This window comes from Klebsiella sp. EMBS2024 (genome assembly GCF_036233805.1).
GTDB classification, from domain to species: domain Bacteria; phylum Pseudomonadota; class Gammaproteobacteria; order Enterobacterales; family Enterobacteriaceae; genus Klebsiella; species Klebsiella pneumoniae.
This window is the reverse complement of record NZ_JAZARW010000001.1, coordinates 4068105-4082900: the sequence shown is the minus strand read 5'-3', so window position 1 is coordinate 4082900 and position 14796 is coordinate 4068105. Positions and strand designations below refer to the sequence as shown.

Here is a 14796-nt window from a genome sequence, read left to right as displayed (position 1 = left end):
CAGAAACCCACCCTGCCAGCGGCAGCGTACGCGCAGGCAGGATGAAGAGGAAGAGTTTAGCCTTCCTGAAGCATGCGCTCCAGCTGCTCCTGGGCCTCCAGCCAGGCCATCTCGCACTCCTCCAGCCCGGACTTCGCGCTGGCCTGTTGCTGCAGGCATTCGGTCAGCTCGGCTTTACGTGAGGCGTCATAAAGCTCACTGTCGCCAAGTTTTTCTTCCGCACTGGCCAACTGCGCGTTGAGCTTGTCCATCTCTTTTTCCAGACGGGCGATCTCTTTGCGCAGCGGTTGGGTCTGGCTGCGCAGCTCCGCTTCCCGACGTTTCTGGTCTTTGCGCGCCTGGGCGCTATTGCCGCTCTCTTTTGGCGCCTCGCCGCTCTGGGACTCCTGTTTTTGCGAGTCGCTGAGCCACTGCTGATAATCTTCCAGATCGCCGTCGAACGGCTCGACTTTACCATCGTGGACGAGGTACAGATCGTCAGTGGTGGAACGGATCAGGTGCCGATCGTGCGATACGACCACCAGCGCCCCTTCAAAGTCGATCAGCGCTTCGGTTAAGGCCTGACGCATATCGAGGTCAAGGTGGTTGGTCGGTTCATCGAGCAGCAGCAGGTTAGGGCGCTGCCAGACGATCAGGGCCAGTACCAGGCGCGCCTTTTCTCCACCGGAGAAGCGGCGGGTTTCTTCGCTCACCTTATCGCCCTGGAAACCAAAGCCGCCGAGATAATCACGCAGCTTCTGCTCCAGCTCCTGCGGCGCCAGACGCGCCAGGTGCTGCAGCGGCGACTCATCGGCGCGCAGGAATTCCAGCTGATGCTGGGCGAAGTAGCCGAGCTTGATGCCTTTCGCGAGGCCGATCTCGCCGCTTACGGGCTGGAGCTCGCCTGCCAGGAGCTTAATCAGCGTCGACTTCCCGGCGCCGTTGCGGCCCAGCAGGCCGATACGCGAGCCCGGCACCAGGTTAAGCTTGATGGAGTCGAGAATTATACGCTCGCCGTAGCCGGCGCTGACTTTCTCCATCTTCAGCAGCGGGTTAGGCAAGCTCTCCGGCTGGCGGAAGCTGAAGTGGAACGGGTTATCCACGTGCGCCGGAGCGATAAGCTCCATCCGCTCCAGCATTTTGATCCGGCTTTGCGCCTGCTTGGCCTTGGTGGCTTTAGCACGGAAGCGATCGATATAGCTTTGCAGGTGCGCGACGCGCTGCTGCTGGCTTTCGTACATCGCCTGCTGCTGAGCGAGGCGGGTGGCGCGCTGCACTTCAAACGAACTGTAGTTGCCGGTGTACTCAAACATTGTCTGCTGTTCAATATGGATAATTTTGTCGACGATAGGATCGAGAAAATCGCGATCGTGGGAGATGAGGATCAGCGTTCCCGTATAGCCCTTCAGCCACTTCTCCAGCCAGATCACCGCATCGAGATCGAGGTGGTTAGTCGGTTCATCGAGCAGCAGCAGATCGGAGCGGCAGATCAGCGCCTGGGCGAGGTTAAGGCGCATACGCCAGCCGCCGGAAAAATCGCTGACCGGCCGCTCAAGCTGTTCATTGCTGAACCCCAGACCGTGCAGCAGGCTGGCGGCGCGCGAACGGATCGTCCAGGCGTCGATGGCGTCCAGCTTACCGTGGACGGTGGCGATAGCATGACCGTCGTTGCGTTCGTTAGCCTGCTGGAGCGCGGCCTCCAGCTGGCGATACTCTCGATCGCCGTCAATGACATAATCGATTGCCGGCTGCGGTAGCGCCGGGGTTTCCTGATTCACCCAGGCCAGCTGCCAGTTGCCGGGATAGGTCATACTGCCGCCGTCAGCGCTTATCTCGTTTTTCAAAAGCGATAGCAGCGTCGATTTCCCGCAGCCGTTTTTCCCCACCAGACCGACCTTTTGGCCAGGATTGATGGTAGCGGTGGCGTTGTCCAGCAGGACGCGTACGCCGCGACGAATTTGTAACGAGGAGAAAACAATCATAAGGCGCCGTATGTTCAGACTATGTTAATTTGTCATTATGATAATGTAGTGTGGAAGCGAATCGCTTCACCGGGCCGCCATGGTAGCCCAAAACGAAGACGATACACAAAGTCATTCTGGCTGTGTCAAAACGCCGGGGCTGTGCAGGCCGCCAGAAGACCTACGGGAGGGGAATGATGTCTCAGACAGCGAAAGTGTTGCTGCTGTATGCCCACCCAGAATCTCAGGATTCCGTGGCCAACCGGGTTTTATTAGAGCCGGCCTTACAGTTGCCGAACGTCACCGTGCACGATCTCTACGCGCACTATCCGGATTTTTTTATCGATATTGCTTACGAACAGGACCTGCTGCGCCAGCATGAGGTGATTGTTTTCCAGCACCCTTTATATACCTGGAGCTGTCCGGCGCTGCTTAAGGAGTGGCTGGATCGTGTGTTAAGCCGCGGCTTCGCCAGCGGCGCCGGAGGGAACGAACTGGCGGGAAAGTACTGGCGCAGCGTGATCACTACCGGCGAGCCTGAGAGCGCCTACCGTCGCGATGCTAATCGCTATCCGATGAACGATATTTTACTTCCTTTTGAACTGACCGCCGGCATGTGCCGTATGCACTGGATGAGCCCCATTATCGTCTACTGGGCCCGGAGGCAGCAGCCAGAGGAGCTGCGCAGCCGCGCCCTGGCCTACCGGGACTGGTTGGCCAACCCCATCGCCGCCGGAGGTGTCCATGGCGGGATCTGATTTGCTGCTGGCGGGGGTGTTGTTTTTGTTCGCGGCCGTCATCGCCGTCCCTCTGGCTTCAAGACTGGGGATTGGCGCGGTGCTGGGCTATCTGCTGGCCGGGATCGCCATTGGTCCGTGGGGGCTCGGGTTTATCAGCGATGTGGATGAAATTCTCCATTTCTCTGAGCTCGGCGTAGTGTTTCTGATGTTTATCATCGGCCTGGAGCTCAATCCCGCCAAGCTATGGCGACTGCGGAGCCCCATCTTCGGCGTTGGCGCGGCGCAGGTGATGCTCAGCGCGGCGATCCTCGGTGGGTTGCTGATGACGACCGGGTTTTCATGGCAGGCGGCGGTGGTCGGCGGGATCGGCCTGGCGATGTCTTCCACCGCCATGGCGCTGCAGCTGATGCGTGAGAAGGGAATGAGCCGCAGCGAAGCGGGACAGCTAGGCTTTTCGGTGCTGCTGTTTCAGGATCTGGCGGTGATCCCGGCGCTGGCGCTGGTGCCCCTGCTGGCCGGTTCAGCGGATGAGCATGTGAACTGGTTGACGGTCGGCATGAAGGTCCTGGCCTTTGCCGGGATGCTGATTGGCGGACGCTATCTGCTGCGGCCGGTGTTCCGTTTTATCGCCAGCTCGGGGGTCAGGGAGGTGTTCACTGCCGCCACGCTGCTGTTGGTCCTCGGATCTGCCCTGTTTATGGAGGCGCTGGGGCTGTCGATGGCGCTGGGCACCTTTATTGCCGGCGTGCTGCTGGCGGAAAGTGAGTATCGCCACGAACTGGAGATCGCTATCGATCCGTTCAAGGGGCTGCTGCTCGGGTTGTTCTTTATTTCCGTCGGCATGGCGCTGAACCTTGGCGTACTGTATACCCATCTGCTGTGGGTGGCTGTGAGCGTGGCGGTGCTGGTGGCGGTAAAAATGCTGGTGCTCTATCTGCTGGCCCGTCTCTATGGCCTGCGAAGTTCCGAGCGGATGCAGTTCGCGGGCGTATTAAGCCAGGGCGGCGAATTCGCGTTTGTCCTCTTTTCGCTGCCCGCCTCTCAGCGGTTGTTTCAGCACGACCAGATGGCGCTGCTGCTGGTGGCGGTAACGTTGTCGATGATGACGACGCCGCTGCTGATGAAGGGGATAGATAAGCTATTGTCGCGACGGCTGAACCCGGCGGACGATACCGGTGAGGCGCCGTGGGTGGAGGATGACAAGCCGCAGGTGATTATTGTCGGGTTTGGTCGCTTTGGTCAGGTCATTGGTCGCCTGCTGATGGCCAATAAGATGCGTATTACGGTACTGGAGCGGGACATCAGCGCGGTAAATCTGATGCGCAACTATGGCTATAAAGTCTATTTTGGCGATGCCACCCAGCTGGAGCTGCTGCGCTCGGCGGGAGCGGAAGAGGCGCAGTCGATCGTCATCACCTGTAATGAGCCAGAAGATACCATGCGGCTGGTGGAAATGTGTCAACAACACTTTCCACATCTGCATATTCTGGCCCGCGCTCGCGGGCGCGTTGAGGCGCATGAGCTGCTGCAGGCCGGCGTGACGCAGTTTTCTCGTGAAACTTTCTCCAGTGCGTTGGAACTGGGGCGCAAAGCGCTCATCACCCTCGGGATGCATCCTCACCAGGCCCAGCGCGCGCAGCTGCACTTCCGACGCCTCGATATGCGAATGCTGCGCGAGCTAATGCCAGTGCATACTGATACGGTACAGATATCACGCGTGCGGGAGGCCCGGCGCGAACTGGAAGAGATTTTCCAGCGCGAAATGCAGAAAGAGAGCCGGCAGCTGGACGGCTGGGACGAGTTTGAATAAAGGTAAATCTTATGGCAGTGCGTAAACGTTTTATTGCCGGGGCGAAATGTCCGGCGTGCCAGGCGCAGGATTCGCTGGCAATGTGGCGTGAGAATAATGTCGATGTTGTTGAGTGCGTTAAGTGCGGTCATCAGATGCGTGAGGCAGATAAAGAGGCCCGTGAGCATGTACGCAAAGAGGAGCAGGTGATTGGCATTTTTCATCCCGACTAGCGTTATCCGTCGGCTTTTTTTAAGCTAAAGGGTACACGGCAGCAGAATTCCGCTACAATCTGCGCCACTATTCTTCCCATCTCAGGAGATATCATGAAAGTAGCAAAAGACCTGGTGGTCAGCCTGGCCTATCAGGTACGTACAGAAGACGGTGTGTTGGTTGATGAGTCTCCGGTAAGCGCGCCGCTGGATTACCTGCACGGTCACGGCTCCCTGATTTCCGGCCTGGAAAACGCGCTGGATGGCCACGAAGTGGGCGACAAATTTGACGTTGCCGTCGGCGCTAACGACGCTTACGGTCAGTATGACGAAAACCTGGTGCAGCGTGTACCGAAAGACGTCTTCATGGGCGTTGATGAACTGCAGGTTGGCATGCGCTTCCTGGCGGAAACCGATCAGGGTCCGGTACCAGTAGAAATCACTGAAGTTGAAGACGACCACGTTGTGGTTGATGGCAACCACATGCTGGCTGGCCAGAACCTGAAGTTTAATGTGGAAGTCGTCGCCATCCGCGAAGCGACTGCGGAAGAGCTGGAGCACGGTCACGTGCACGGCGCGCATGGCCACGATCACGATCATGACCATGGTCATGACGGTTGCTGCGGCGGCCACGGCCACGATCATGGTCACGACCATGGTAAAGGCGGCTGCGGCGGCCACGGTGGCTGCGGCTGCCACTAATCTTTGCGCTTCGGCACGAAGACGACAAAAAAGCGGGGAAACCCGCTTTTTTTACGCCTCAATAGTGCGGCGGTGGCGTTTCTTCCGCCTGGGAGGCGATATGGGAGGGTTGGGTCGCCTTCAGCTTCTCGATCATCAGACGCATATGCTCCCGCATCTTCGCCATCTCGATCTCGTGGGCGGTCACGGTTTTGTTGAGGTCTTCGATGGTGATTTCCTGAAACGCCAGCCGGCTTTCCAGCTCCGCAAGGCGCGTTTCTAATGTGCTATCGTGCATGGGTAACCTCTTTAGTCTGATCCTGCGGGCGGATTCTACTTAAGTTTCCCCTGGCGCGCAGCATCGCTGCGCCGTACAGGAAACTTATTCATACAAAAATAGTCCTAAAAGAGGCGATATTCAGGAACGTCCGTATGTAGATTTTAACGGCAACGTTCTATAGTACGTTTTTTGCTTTTTACGATAACCCTGGGGCGAGAGGCCCCGGCCCTGGAGAAATGGATGAAATCACTGTTTAAAGTAACGCTGCTGGCGGCCACAATGGCCGTCGCCCTGAATGCACCGCTGACCTTCGCTGCAGATACGGCAACGAAGGCAGCCCCGGCGGCTGAGAGTAAATCGGCATTTAAAAATGACGATCAGAAATCGGCCTATGCGCTGGGCGCGTCCCTGGGGCGTTACATGGAAAACTCCCTGAAAGAACAAGAGAAGCTGGGCATTAAGCTGGATAAAGCCCAGCTGATCGCCGGCGTACAGGACGCGTTTGCCGATAAGAGCAAACTGTCCGACCAGGAGATCGAACAGACTCTGCAGGCCTTTGAAACGCGCGTGAAGACCGCGGCTCAGCAGAAAATGGAAAAAGACGCCACTGAGAACGAAGCCAAAGGCAAAGCTTTCCGTGACAACTTTGCCAAAGAGAAGGGCGTGAAAACCTCAAAAACTGGCCTGCTGTATAAAGTCGAGAAAGAAGGCGCTGGCGATGCGCCGAAAGACAGCGATACCGTGGTGGTAAACTACAAAGGTACCCTGATCGACGGTAAAGAGTTTGATAACTCTTATACTCGCGGCGAGCCGCTCTCTTTCCGTCTCGACGGCGTGATCCCGGGCTGGACTGAAGGCCTGAAGAACATCAAGAAAGGCGGCAAAATCAAGCTGGTTATTCCGCCGGACCTGGCCTACGGTAAAACTGGCGTCCCGGGCATCCCGGCCAACTCTACGCTGGTCTTTGATGTAGAACTGCTGGATATCAAACCGGCGCCGAAGGCAGATGCACAGCCGGAAGCCGCAGGCGATGCGAAAGCCGCGGACGCGAAAGCTGACGCTAAGAAGTAATCAGGTTCAGGCCGCCGTCTCGTCAGAGGCGGCGGCTTTTTTATTGAGCGCAGATATAATTAAAACTGGAAAGATCCTCAGGCGCTGTATTACTTTAGATAGCTTAATAATGATGATGAGCCTGCCCTGACAATAACGACAGGCTCCTGAAAAGGAGTGCTTTTTTTCATGTCCAGGTCGCTTTTAACCAATGAAACCAGCGAGCTTGACCTGCTGGATCAACGTCCCTTTGACCAGACCGATTTCGATATTCTCAAATCTTATGAAGCGGTAGTGGACGGGTTGGCGATGCTCATCGGTTCGCACTGTGAAATCGTGCTGCATTCTTTGCAGGATCTGAAATGCTCTGCCATCCGTATCGCCAATGGTGAACATACCGGCCGCCAAATCGGTTCACCGATTACCGATCTTGCGCTGCGCATGCTGCACGATATGACGGGCGCCGATAGCAGCGTTTCCAAATGCTACTTTACCCGTGCTAAAAGCGGCGTACTGATGAAGTCGGTGACGATTGCCATTCGCAACCGCGATCACCGGGTGATTGGTCTGCTGTGTATCAACATGAATCTGGATGTGCCGTTTTCCCAGATCATGAGCACCTTTATTCCGCCAGAAACGCCTGAAGTGAACTCGCCGGTGAACTTTGCTTCTTCGGTAGACGATCTGGTCGCCCAGACGCTGGAGTTCACCATTGAAGAGGTGAATGCCGATCGCAGCGTGTCTAACAATGCGAAAAACCGTCAAATCGTGCTGAATCTCTACGAGAAAGGGATCTTCGATATTAAAGACGCTATTAACCAGGTAGCCGATCGTCTGAACATCTCCAAGCACACCGTCTACCTCTATATTCGCCAGTTCAAAAGCGGCGATTTCCAGGGACTGGATAAGTAATGCGTTTTGCCCTCACGGTGACCGGCCCAGCCTATGGCACGCAGCAGGCGAGCAGCGCCTGGCAATTTGCCCAGGCCGTGCTGCAGGAAGGCCATGAGCTGGCGTGCGTTTTTTTCTATCGCGAAGGCGTGCTTAACGCTAACCAGTTGACGGCGCCCGCCAGCGATGAGTTCGATCTGGTGCGCGGGTGGCAATCCCTCCACGATGAGCACGGCGTCGCGCTGCATATCTGCGTAGCGGCCGCCCTGCGTCGTGGCGTAACGGACGAACGCGAAGCGCAACAGCTCGCTCTGCCTGGCCACAATTTGCAGCCGGGTTTTACCTTGAGCGGGCTCGGCGCGCTAGCGGAAGCGGCGCTTACTTGCGATCGGATGGTGCAGTTCTGATGAAACGTGTGGCTTTTGTATTTTCCTCTGCGCCGCACGGCAGCGCCGCCGGCAGGGAAGGCCTCGATGCCTTATTAGCAACCTCCGCGCTCACCGACGATATTGGCGTGTTTTTTGTGGGCGACGGCGTGTTTCAGCTGTTACCCGAACAGCGGCCTGGCGCTGTGCTTGCCCGCGACTACATCGCTACCTTTAAATTGCTGTCGCTATATGATATCGACCAGTGCTGGCTGTGCGCCGACTCAGCGCGAGAGCGCGGCCTGGATCCCGCGACCCCGTGGGTGGTGGATGTCGAATGCCTGGCGCCGGATGCCCTGCGCGCCCGTCTGCATGAATTTGATGTGATTTTGCGTTTCTGAGGCCCCCATGCTCCATACGCTCAGTGTTTCCCCCTGGCATGCCGACATCGCAGCGATGCTTCGTTTGATGGAGCGCGGCGACGATCTGGTACTACTGTCTGACGGCGTCACCGCGGCCATCGCCGATGGTCGCTTCCTTGAGATCCTGCAATCCGCCCCCATAACCCTATACGTGCTGCAAGACGACGTTGACGCCCGCGGGCTGGCTGGTCAAATTGCGGACAGTGTCGGCAGGGTTAGCTATACTGATTTCGTCAGACTCACAGTCAAACATGCCGGTCAGTTGGCCTGGTGATGGCGGGATCGTTGTATATTTCTTGACACCTTTTCGGCACCGCCCTAAAATTCTGCGTCCTCATAATATATGAGGCGATTTATTACGTGTTTACGAAGCAAAAGCTAAAACCAGGAGCTATTTAATGGCAACAATTAACCAGCTGGTACGCAAACCACGCGCGCGCAAAGTTGCAAAGAGCAACGTGCCAGCGCTGGAAGCCTGCCCGCAGAAACGTGGCGTATGTACTCGCGTATATACCACCACTCCTAAGAAACCGAACTCCGCACTGCGTAAAGTTTGCCGTGTGCGTCTGACTAACGGTTTCGAAGTCACCTCCTACATCGGTGGTGAAGGTCACAACCTGCAGGAGCACTCCGTGATCCTGATCCGTGGCGGTCGTGTTAAAGACCTTCCGGGTGTTCGTTACCACACCGTTCGTGGTGCGCTTGACTGCTCCGGCGTTAAAGACCGTAAGCAGGCTCGCTCCAAGTACGGCGTGAAGCGTCCTAAGGCTTAATGGTTCTCCGTTAAGTAAGGCCAAACNNTTTATCTTAATGTCATACTAAACTCTTAGAGTTTTGGACAATCCTGAATTAACAACGGAGTATTTCCATGCCACGTCGTCGCGTCATTGGTCAGCGTAAAATTCTGCCGGATCCGAAGTTCGGATCAGAACTGCTGGCTAAATTTGTCAATATCCTGATGGTAGATGGTAAAAAATCTACTGCAGAAACTATCGTATACAGCGCGCTGGAGACCCTGGCTCAGCGTTCTGGTAAATCTGAACTGGAAGCCTTCGAAGTTGCGCTCGAAAACGTGCGCCCGACTGTCGAAGTTAAGTCCCGCCGCGTAGGTGGTTCTACTTATCAGGTTCCAGTTGAAGTTCGTCCGGTCCGTCGTAATGCCCTGGCAATGCGTTGGATCGTTGAAGCTGCTCGTAAACGCGGTGATAAATCCATGGCTCTGCGCCTGGCGAACGAACTCACTGATGCTGCAGACAACAAAGGTACTGCAGTTAAGAAACGTGAAGACGTTCACCGTATGGCCGAAGCCAACAAGGCGTTCGCTCACTACCGTTGGTAATCCCTTCGGAGTCATAGTCACCAGGCGGGCGCTTCAGATGAGTCGCCCGCTCTGGATAACTTAACTGAACGCCTAAAGAAATAAACGAGGAATCAAATGGCTCGTACAACACCCATCGCACGCTACCGTAACATCGGTATCAGTGCGCACATCGACGCCGGTAAAACCACTACTACCGAACGTATTCTGTTCTACACCGGTGTAAACCACAAAATCGGTGAAGTTCATGACGGCGCCGCTACCATGGACTGGATGGAGCAGGAGCAGGAACGTGGTATCACCATCACTTCCGCTGCGACTACTGCATTCTGGTCTGGTATGGCCAAACAGTATGAACCGCACCGCGTAAACATCATCGACACCCCGGGGCACGTTGACTTCACTATCGAAGTAGAACGTTCCATGCGTGTTCTTGATGGTGCGGTAATGGTTTACTGCGCAGTTGGTGGTGTTCAGCCGCAGTCTGAAACCGTATGGCGTCAGGCAAACAAATATAAAGTTCCGCGCATCGCGTTCGTTAACAAAATGGACCGCATGGGCGCTAACTTCCTGAAAGTTGTTGGTCAGATCAAAACCCGTCTGGGCGCGAACCCGGTTCCGCTGCAGCTGGCAATTGGTGCTGAAGAAGGTTTCACCGGCGTTGTTGACCTGGTGAAAATGAAAGCCATCAACTGGAACGATGCAGACCAGGGCGTAACCTTCGAATACGAAGATATCCCGGCTGACATGCAGGACCTGGCTGATGAATGGCACCAGAACCTGATCGAATCCGCAGCTGAAGCTTCTGAAGAGCTGATGGAAAAATACCTGGGTGGTGAAGAACTGACTGAAGAAGAGATCAAAAAAGCTCTGCGTCAGCGCGTTCTGAACAACGAAATCATCCTGGTAACCTGTGGTTCTGCGTTCAAGAACAAAGGCGTTCAGGCGATGCTGGATGCGGTAATTGATTACCTGCCATCCCCGGTTGACGTACCTGCGATCAACGGTATCCTGGACGACGGTAAAGATACCCCGGCTGAGCGTCACGCAAGCGACGACGAGCCGTTCTCTGCACTGGCGTTCAAAATCGCTACCGACCCGTTCGTGGGTAACCTGACCTTCTTCCGCGTGTACTCCGGTGTGGTTAACTCTGGTGATACCGTACTGAACTCCGTGAAAGCTGCACGTGAGCGTTTCGGTCGTATCGTTCAGATGCACGCTAACAAACGTGAAGAGATCAAAGAAGTTCGCGCGGGCGACATCGCTGCTGCTATCGGTCTGAAAGACGTAACTACTGGTGACACCCTGTGTGACCCGGATGCGCCGATCATTCTGGAGCGTATGGAATTCCCTGAGCCGGTAATCTCCATCGCCGTTGAGCCGAAAACCAAAGCTGACCAGGAAAAAATGGGTCTGGCTCTGGGTCGTCTGGCTAAAGAAGACCCGTCTTTCCGCGTATGGACTGACGAAGAGTCTAACCAGACCATTATCGCCGGTATGGGTGAGCTGCACCTCGACATCATCGTTGACCGTATGAAGCGTGAATTCAACGTTGAAGCGAACGTCGGGAAACCTCAGGTTGCTTACCGTGAAGCGATTCGCGCGAAAGTTACCGATATCGAAGGTAAACACGCCAAGCAGTCTGGTGGTCGTGGTCAGTACGGTCACGTTGTGATCGACATGTACCCGCTGGAGCCGGGCTCTAACCCGAAAGGTTACGAGTTCATCAACGACATCAAAGGTGGTGTAATTCCTGGCGAATACATCCCGGCCGTTGATAAAGGCATCCAGGAACAGCTGAAAGCTGGTCCGCTGGCAGGTTACCCGGTAGTTGATATGGGTATCCGTCTGCACTTCGGTTCTTACCACGACGTTGACTCCTCTGAGCTGGCGTTTAAACTGGCTGCGTCTATTGCCTTTAAAGAAGGCTTTAAGAAAGCAAAACCAGTTCTGCTTGAGCCGATCATGAAGGTTGAAGTAGAAACTCCGGAAGAGAACACTGGTGACGTTATCGGTGACTTGAGCCGTCGTCGCGGTATGCTGCGCGGTCAGGAATCCGAAGTAACCGGCGTTAAGATCCACGCTGAAGTACCGCTGTCCGAAATGTTCGGTTATGCAACTCAGCTGCGTTCTCTGACCAAAGGTCGTGCATCATACACCATGGAATTCCTGAAGTATGATGATGCGCCGAACAACGTTGCTCAGGCCGTTATTGAAGCCCGTGGTAAATAATCCACAGGATTAAAACCTAAGTCCCGTGCTCTCTCCGAAGGGGAGAGCACTATAGTAAGGAATATAGCCGTGTCTAAAGAAAAATTTGAACGTACAAAACCGCACGTCAACGTTGGTACTATCGGCCACGTTGACCATGGTAAAACTACCCTGACTGCTGCCATCACTACCGTTCTGGCTAAAACCTACGGTGGTTCCGCTCGCGCATTCGACCAGATCGATAACGCGCCGGAAGAAAAAGCTCGTGGTATCACCATCAACACCTCTCACGTTGAATACGACACCCCGACTCGCCACTACGCGCACGTAGACTGCCCGGGCCACGCCGACTATGTTAAAAACATGATCACCGGTGCTGCGCAGATGGACGGCGCGATCCTGGTTGTTGCTGCGACTGACGGCCCGATGCCGCAGACTCGTGAGCACATCCTGCTGGGTCGTCAGGTAGGCGTTCCGTACATCATCGTGTTCCTGAACAAATGCGACATGGTTGATGACGAAGAGCTGCTGGAACTGGTTGAGATGGAAGTTCGTGAACTGCTGTCTCAGTACGATTTCCCGGGCGACGACACCCCGATCGTTCGTGGTTCTGCTCTGAAAGCGCTGGAAGGCGACGCAGAGTGGGAAGCGAAAATCATCGAACTGGCTGGCCACCTGGATACCTATATCCCGGAACCAGAGCGTGCGATTGACAAGCCGTTCCTGCTGCCGATCGAAGACGTATTCTCCATCTCNGGTCGTGGTACCGTTGTTACCGGTCGTGTAGAGCGCGGTATCATCAAAGTAGGTGAAGAAGTTGAAATCGTTGGTATCAAAGAAACCGCGAAAACCACCTGTACTGGCGTTGAAATGTTCCGCAAACTGCTGGACGAAGGCCGTGCTGGTGAGAACGTAGGTGTTCTGCTGCGTGGTATCAAACGTGAAGAAATCGAACGTGGTCAGGTACTGGCTAAGCCGGGCACCATCAACCCGCACACCAAGTTCGAATCTGAAGTGTACATCCTGTCCAAAGATGAAGGCGGCCGTCACACTCCGTTCTTCAAAGGCTACCGTCCGCAGTTCTACTTCCGTACTACTGACGTGACTGGCACCATCGAACTGCCGGAAGGCGTAGAGATGGTAATGCCGGGCGACAACATCAAAATGGTTGTTACCCTGATCCACCCGATCGCGATGGACGACGGTCTGCGTTTCGCAATCCGTGAAGGCGGCCGTACCGTTGGCGCGGGCGTTGTAGCTAAAGTTCTGGGCTAATTCGTTAGCTTTGAATTAAAAAGGGCGCTTCGGCGCCCTTTTTGCTGTCTGTCATTCAGCGAAAAACGGATTTTTGCTGGCTATTCATATCGTGCGTTGCGGCGGATAATGAGCAAATGGTCTATTGTAATCATAACCATTCTCATTTAATATTTGTGCATAAATTGAACGGGAGTTTCTATGTACGTTTGTTTGTGCAATGGCGTCAGCGATAAAAAAATTCGTCAGGTTGTGCGCCAGTTTCAACCGCAATCTTTTCAGCAATTACGTAAGTTTGTTCCCGTGGGAAATCAATGCGGTAAGTGTGTTCGTGCCGCGCGTGAAGTGATGGAAGATGAATTAACCACCATGCCGGAATTCAAAGAAATCGCCTGAAGTCCACGCTTCTCTTTTGACATCCCTATAGGCCGGACTACGCTTCAATGAGTGGAAGCGGAGGGACTATATAATGAAAGGTGATGTCAAAATCATAAGTTATCTCAATAAATTATTGGGAAATGAGCTAGTCGCAATTAATCAGTACTTTCTTCATGCGAGAATGTTTAAAAATTGGGGCCTGATGCGCCTCAACGATATTGAGTACCACGAATCCATCGACGAAATGAAGCACGCCGATAAGTATATCGAGCGTATTCTTTTTCTCGAAGGTATCCCTAATCTGCAGGATCTCGGCAAACTTGGCATCGGTGAAGATGTGGAAGAGATGCTGCGGTCCGATTTGAGGCTGGAGCTGGAAGGGGCGCAAAATTTGCGTGAGGCTATTGCCTATGCCGACAGCGTCCATGACTACGTCAGCCGCGATATGATGATTGAGATCCTGGCGGATGAAGAAGGCCATATCGACTGGCTGGAAACCGAACTCGATTTGATTGGCAAAATCGGTCTGCAAAATTACCTGCAGTCGCAGATCAAAGTGTCAGATTAGCCAGCGTCTGCCACCCGCACCAAAAACCCGCGGCCGCCAGGAATGGCCCAAACGGCAGCGGGTTGCTTCTTCTCCATTTGCTCCTCCCGCCGCAACTGGCGTATAAACCTGCTCCTGCCCACGCTATGCCGGCGAGTAGCGAGGCAACCAGGACCAACTGCGGCAGCAATCGCCAGCCATGCCAGGCGCCGAGGGCGGCAAGATATTTTATATCTCCATAACCCAACCCTTCATAGCCGCGGATACCGCGGTATAGCCAGTAAATCGCAGCCAAAGAGAGATAGCCCGCTATCGCCCCCCAGACGGCATCATGCAGCTGGTGCGGCGCCAGACAGAGATAAAAAAGTAAACCACTCCACAGCAGGGGACAGGTGTAACGGTCGGGCAGCAGACCGTGGCGCAGATCCTGGTGGCATAATGCCACGGTCAAACCGCTATAGCACAGCAAGAAGGGGAGGGCGGCGAGCATAGNNGACCCCGCAATGATCGATGAACATTGCGTCACTATGCTCATCCTCTCCCGTTCAGCACAAAAGGCATTTTCCGGGAATGGATCCCACAATCCGCGCTCTTACTCCGCATTGCAGCCCCGTACAGCGCGCTAACGCGAAGGCGCGCAAATCCTGGTGATGATTTTCTAAACAGCACTTGCGTCGCGCCAGAATTTGCGTATAATGCGCGGGCCTGTCAAAGTTGA

General features: G+C 55.0%; 18 protein-coding genes. 15 read left to right on the top strand and 3 right to left on the bottom strand.

The window, feature by feature from the left end:
* Positions 1-56: 56 nt before the first annotated feature.
* Entirely contained in the window at positions 57-1961 is a 1905-nt protein-coding gene (locus VZP09_RS18720; protein ID WP_004174057.1) for an ABC transporter ATP-binding protein, read from the bottom strand.
* Positions 1962-2134: 173 nt separating this feature from the next.
* Between VZP09_RS18720 and kefG the strand changes: the two genes are divergently transcribed.
* The 4 genes from kefG (at position 2135) to slyD (ending at position 5383) form a co-directional block, all read left to right on the top strand.
* Positions 2135-2698: a glutathione-regulated potassium-efflux system ancillary protein KefG gene (gene kefG / locus VZP09_RS18715; RefSeq protein WP_328795333.1), complete on the top strand. Its 564-nt coding sequence runs from the start codon at positions 2135-2137 to the stop codon at positions 2696-2698.
* Positions 2685-4490, top strand: coding sequence for a glutathione-regulated potassium-efflux system protein KefB (gene kefB, locus VZP09_RS18710; protein ID WP_032415755.1), 1806 nt, complete (start codon positions 2685-2687; stop codon positions 4488-4490). Before kefG ends, kefB begins: the two co-directional genes overlap by 14 nt.
* Positions 4491-4501: 11 nt before the next feature.
* Complete coding sequence (locus tag VZP09_RS18705) at positions 4502-4702, top strand: YheV family putative zinc ribbon protein (RefSeq protein ID WP_002920143.1); 201 nt, start codon at positions 4502-4504, stop codon at positions 4700-4702.
* Between the two features lie 93 nt (positions 4703-4795).
* Positions 4796-5383 (top strand): peptidylprolyl isomerase, encoded by a 588-nt coding sequence (gene slyD, locus VZP09_RS18700; RefSeq protein WP_002920140.1) that lies wholly within the window; start codon positions 4796-4798, stop codon positions 5381-5383.
* 58 nt (positions 5384-5441) lie between these two features.
* On the opposite strand, the gene VZP09_RS18695 is transcribed toward slyD, so the two are convergent.
* On the bottom strand, positions 5442-5660 hold the full coding sequence (locus tag VZP09_RS18695) for a protein SlyX (protein ID WP_002920136.1): 219 nt from the start codon (positions 5658-5660) through the stop codon (positions 5442-5444).
* Positions 5661-5882: 222 nt separating this feature from the next.
* Between VZP09_RS18695 and fkpA the strand changes: the two genes are divergently transcribed.
* The 11 genes from fkpA to bfr all read left to right on the top strand — a co-directional run bounded on the left by fkpA (position 5883) and on the right by bfr (position 14099).
* Positions 5883-6713, top strand: a complete 831-nt coding sequence (fkpA, locus tag VZP09_RS18690) for an FKBP-type peptidyl-prolyl cis-trans isomerase (protein WP_004185922.1) — start codon at positions 5883-5885, stop codon at positions 6711-6713.
* A gap of 168 nt (positions 6714-6881) precedes the next feature.
* Positions 6882-7604, top strand: a complete 723-nt coding sequence (locus tag VZP09_RS18685) for a helix-turn-helix transcriptional regulator (RefSeq protein ID WP_002920130.1) — start codon at positions 6882-6884, stop codon at positions 7602-7604.
* Entirely contained in the window at positions 7604-7990 is a 387-nt protein-coding gene (gene tusD, locus VZP09_RS18680) for a sulfurtransferase complex subunit TusD (protein ID WP_002920128.1), read from the top strand. Before VZP09_RS18685 ends, tusD begins: the two co-directional genes overlap by 1 nt.
* On the top strand, positions 7990-8349 hold the full coding sequence (tusC, locus tag VZP09_RS18675; RefSeq protein ID WP_004174061.1) for a sulfurtransferase complex subunit TusC: 360 nt from the start codon (positions 7990-7992) through the stop codon (positions 8347-8349). Before tusD ends, tusC begins: the two co-directional genes overlap by 1 nt.
* Before the next feature lie 7 nt (positions 8350-8356).
* Positions 8357-8644, top strand: coding sequence for a sulfurtransferase complex subunit TusB (gene tusB / locus VZP09_RS18670; RefSeq protein WP_032415754.1), 288 nt, complete (start codon positions 8357-8359; stop codon positions 8642-8644).
* A 124-nt stretch (positions 8645-8768) separates the two neighbouring features.
* Positions 8769-9143 (top strand): 30S ribosomal protein S12, encoded by a 375-nt coding sequence (rpsL, locus tag VZP09_RS18665; RefSeq protein WP_002920115.1) that lies wholly within the window; start codon positions 8769-8771, stop codon positions 9141-9143.
* A gap of 95 nt (positions 9144-9238) precedes the next feature.
* Positions 9239-9709 (top strand): 30S ribosomal protein S7, encoded by a 471-nt coding sequence (rpsG, locus tag VZP09_RS18660; protein ID WP_002920113.1) that lies wholly within the window; start codon positions 9239-9241, stop codon positions 9707-9709.
* 96 nt (positions 9710-9805) lie between these two features.
* Complete coding sequence (gene fusA, locus VZP09_RS18655; protein ID WP_002920103.1) at positions 9806-11920, top strand: elongation factor G; 2115 nt, start codon at positions 9806-9808, stop codon at positions 11918-11920.
* Positions 11921-11989: 69 nt separating this feature from the next.
* Positions 11990-13174: an elongation factor Tu gene (gene tuf, locus VZP09_RS18650; protein ID WP_004174069.1), complete on the top strand. Its 1185-nt coding sequence runs from the start codon at positions 11990-11992 to the stop codon at positions 13172-13174.
* A gap of 180 nt (positions 13175-13354) precedes the next feature.
* Positions 13355-13549, top strand: a complete 195-nt coding sequence (bfd, locus tag VZP09_RS18645) for a bacterioferritin-associated ferredoxin (protein WP_004152415.1) — start codon at positions 13355-13357, stop codon at positions 13547-13549.
* A gap of 73 nt (positions 13550-13622) precedes the next feature.
* Positions 13623-14099 carry a bacterioferritin gene (bfr, locus tag VZP09_RS18640; protein ID WP_002919971.1) on the top strand — a complete coding sequence of 159 codons (477 nt, stop codon included), beginning with the start codon at positions 13623-13625 and terminating at the stop codon, positions 14097-14099.
* On the opposite strand, the gene VZP09_RS18635 is transcribed toward bfr, so the two are convergent.
* Entirely contained in the window at positions 14083-14568 is a 486-nt protein-coding gene (locus VZP09_RS18635) for a prepilin peptidase (RefSeq protein WP_020801891.1), read from the bottom strand. The genes bfr and VZP09_RS18635 overlap by 17 nt on opposite strands.
* Positions 14569-14796: the final 228 nt, after the last annotated feature.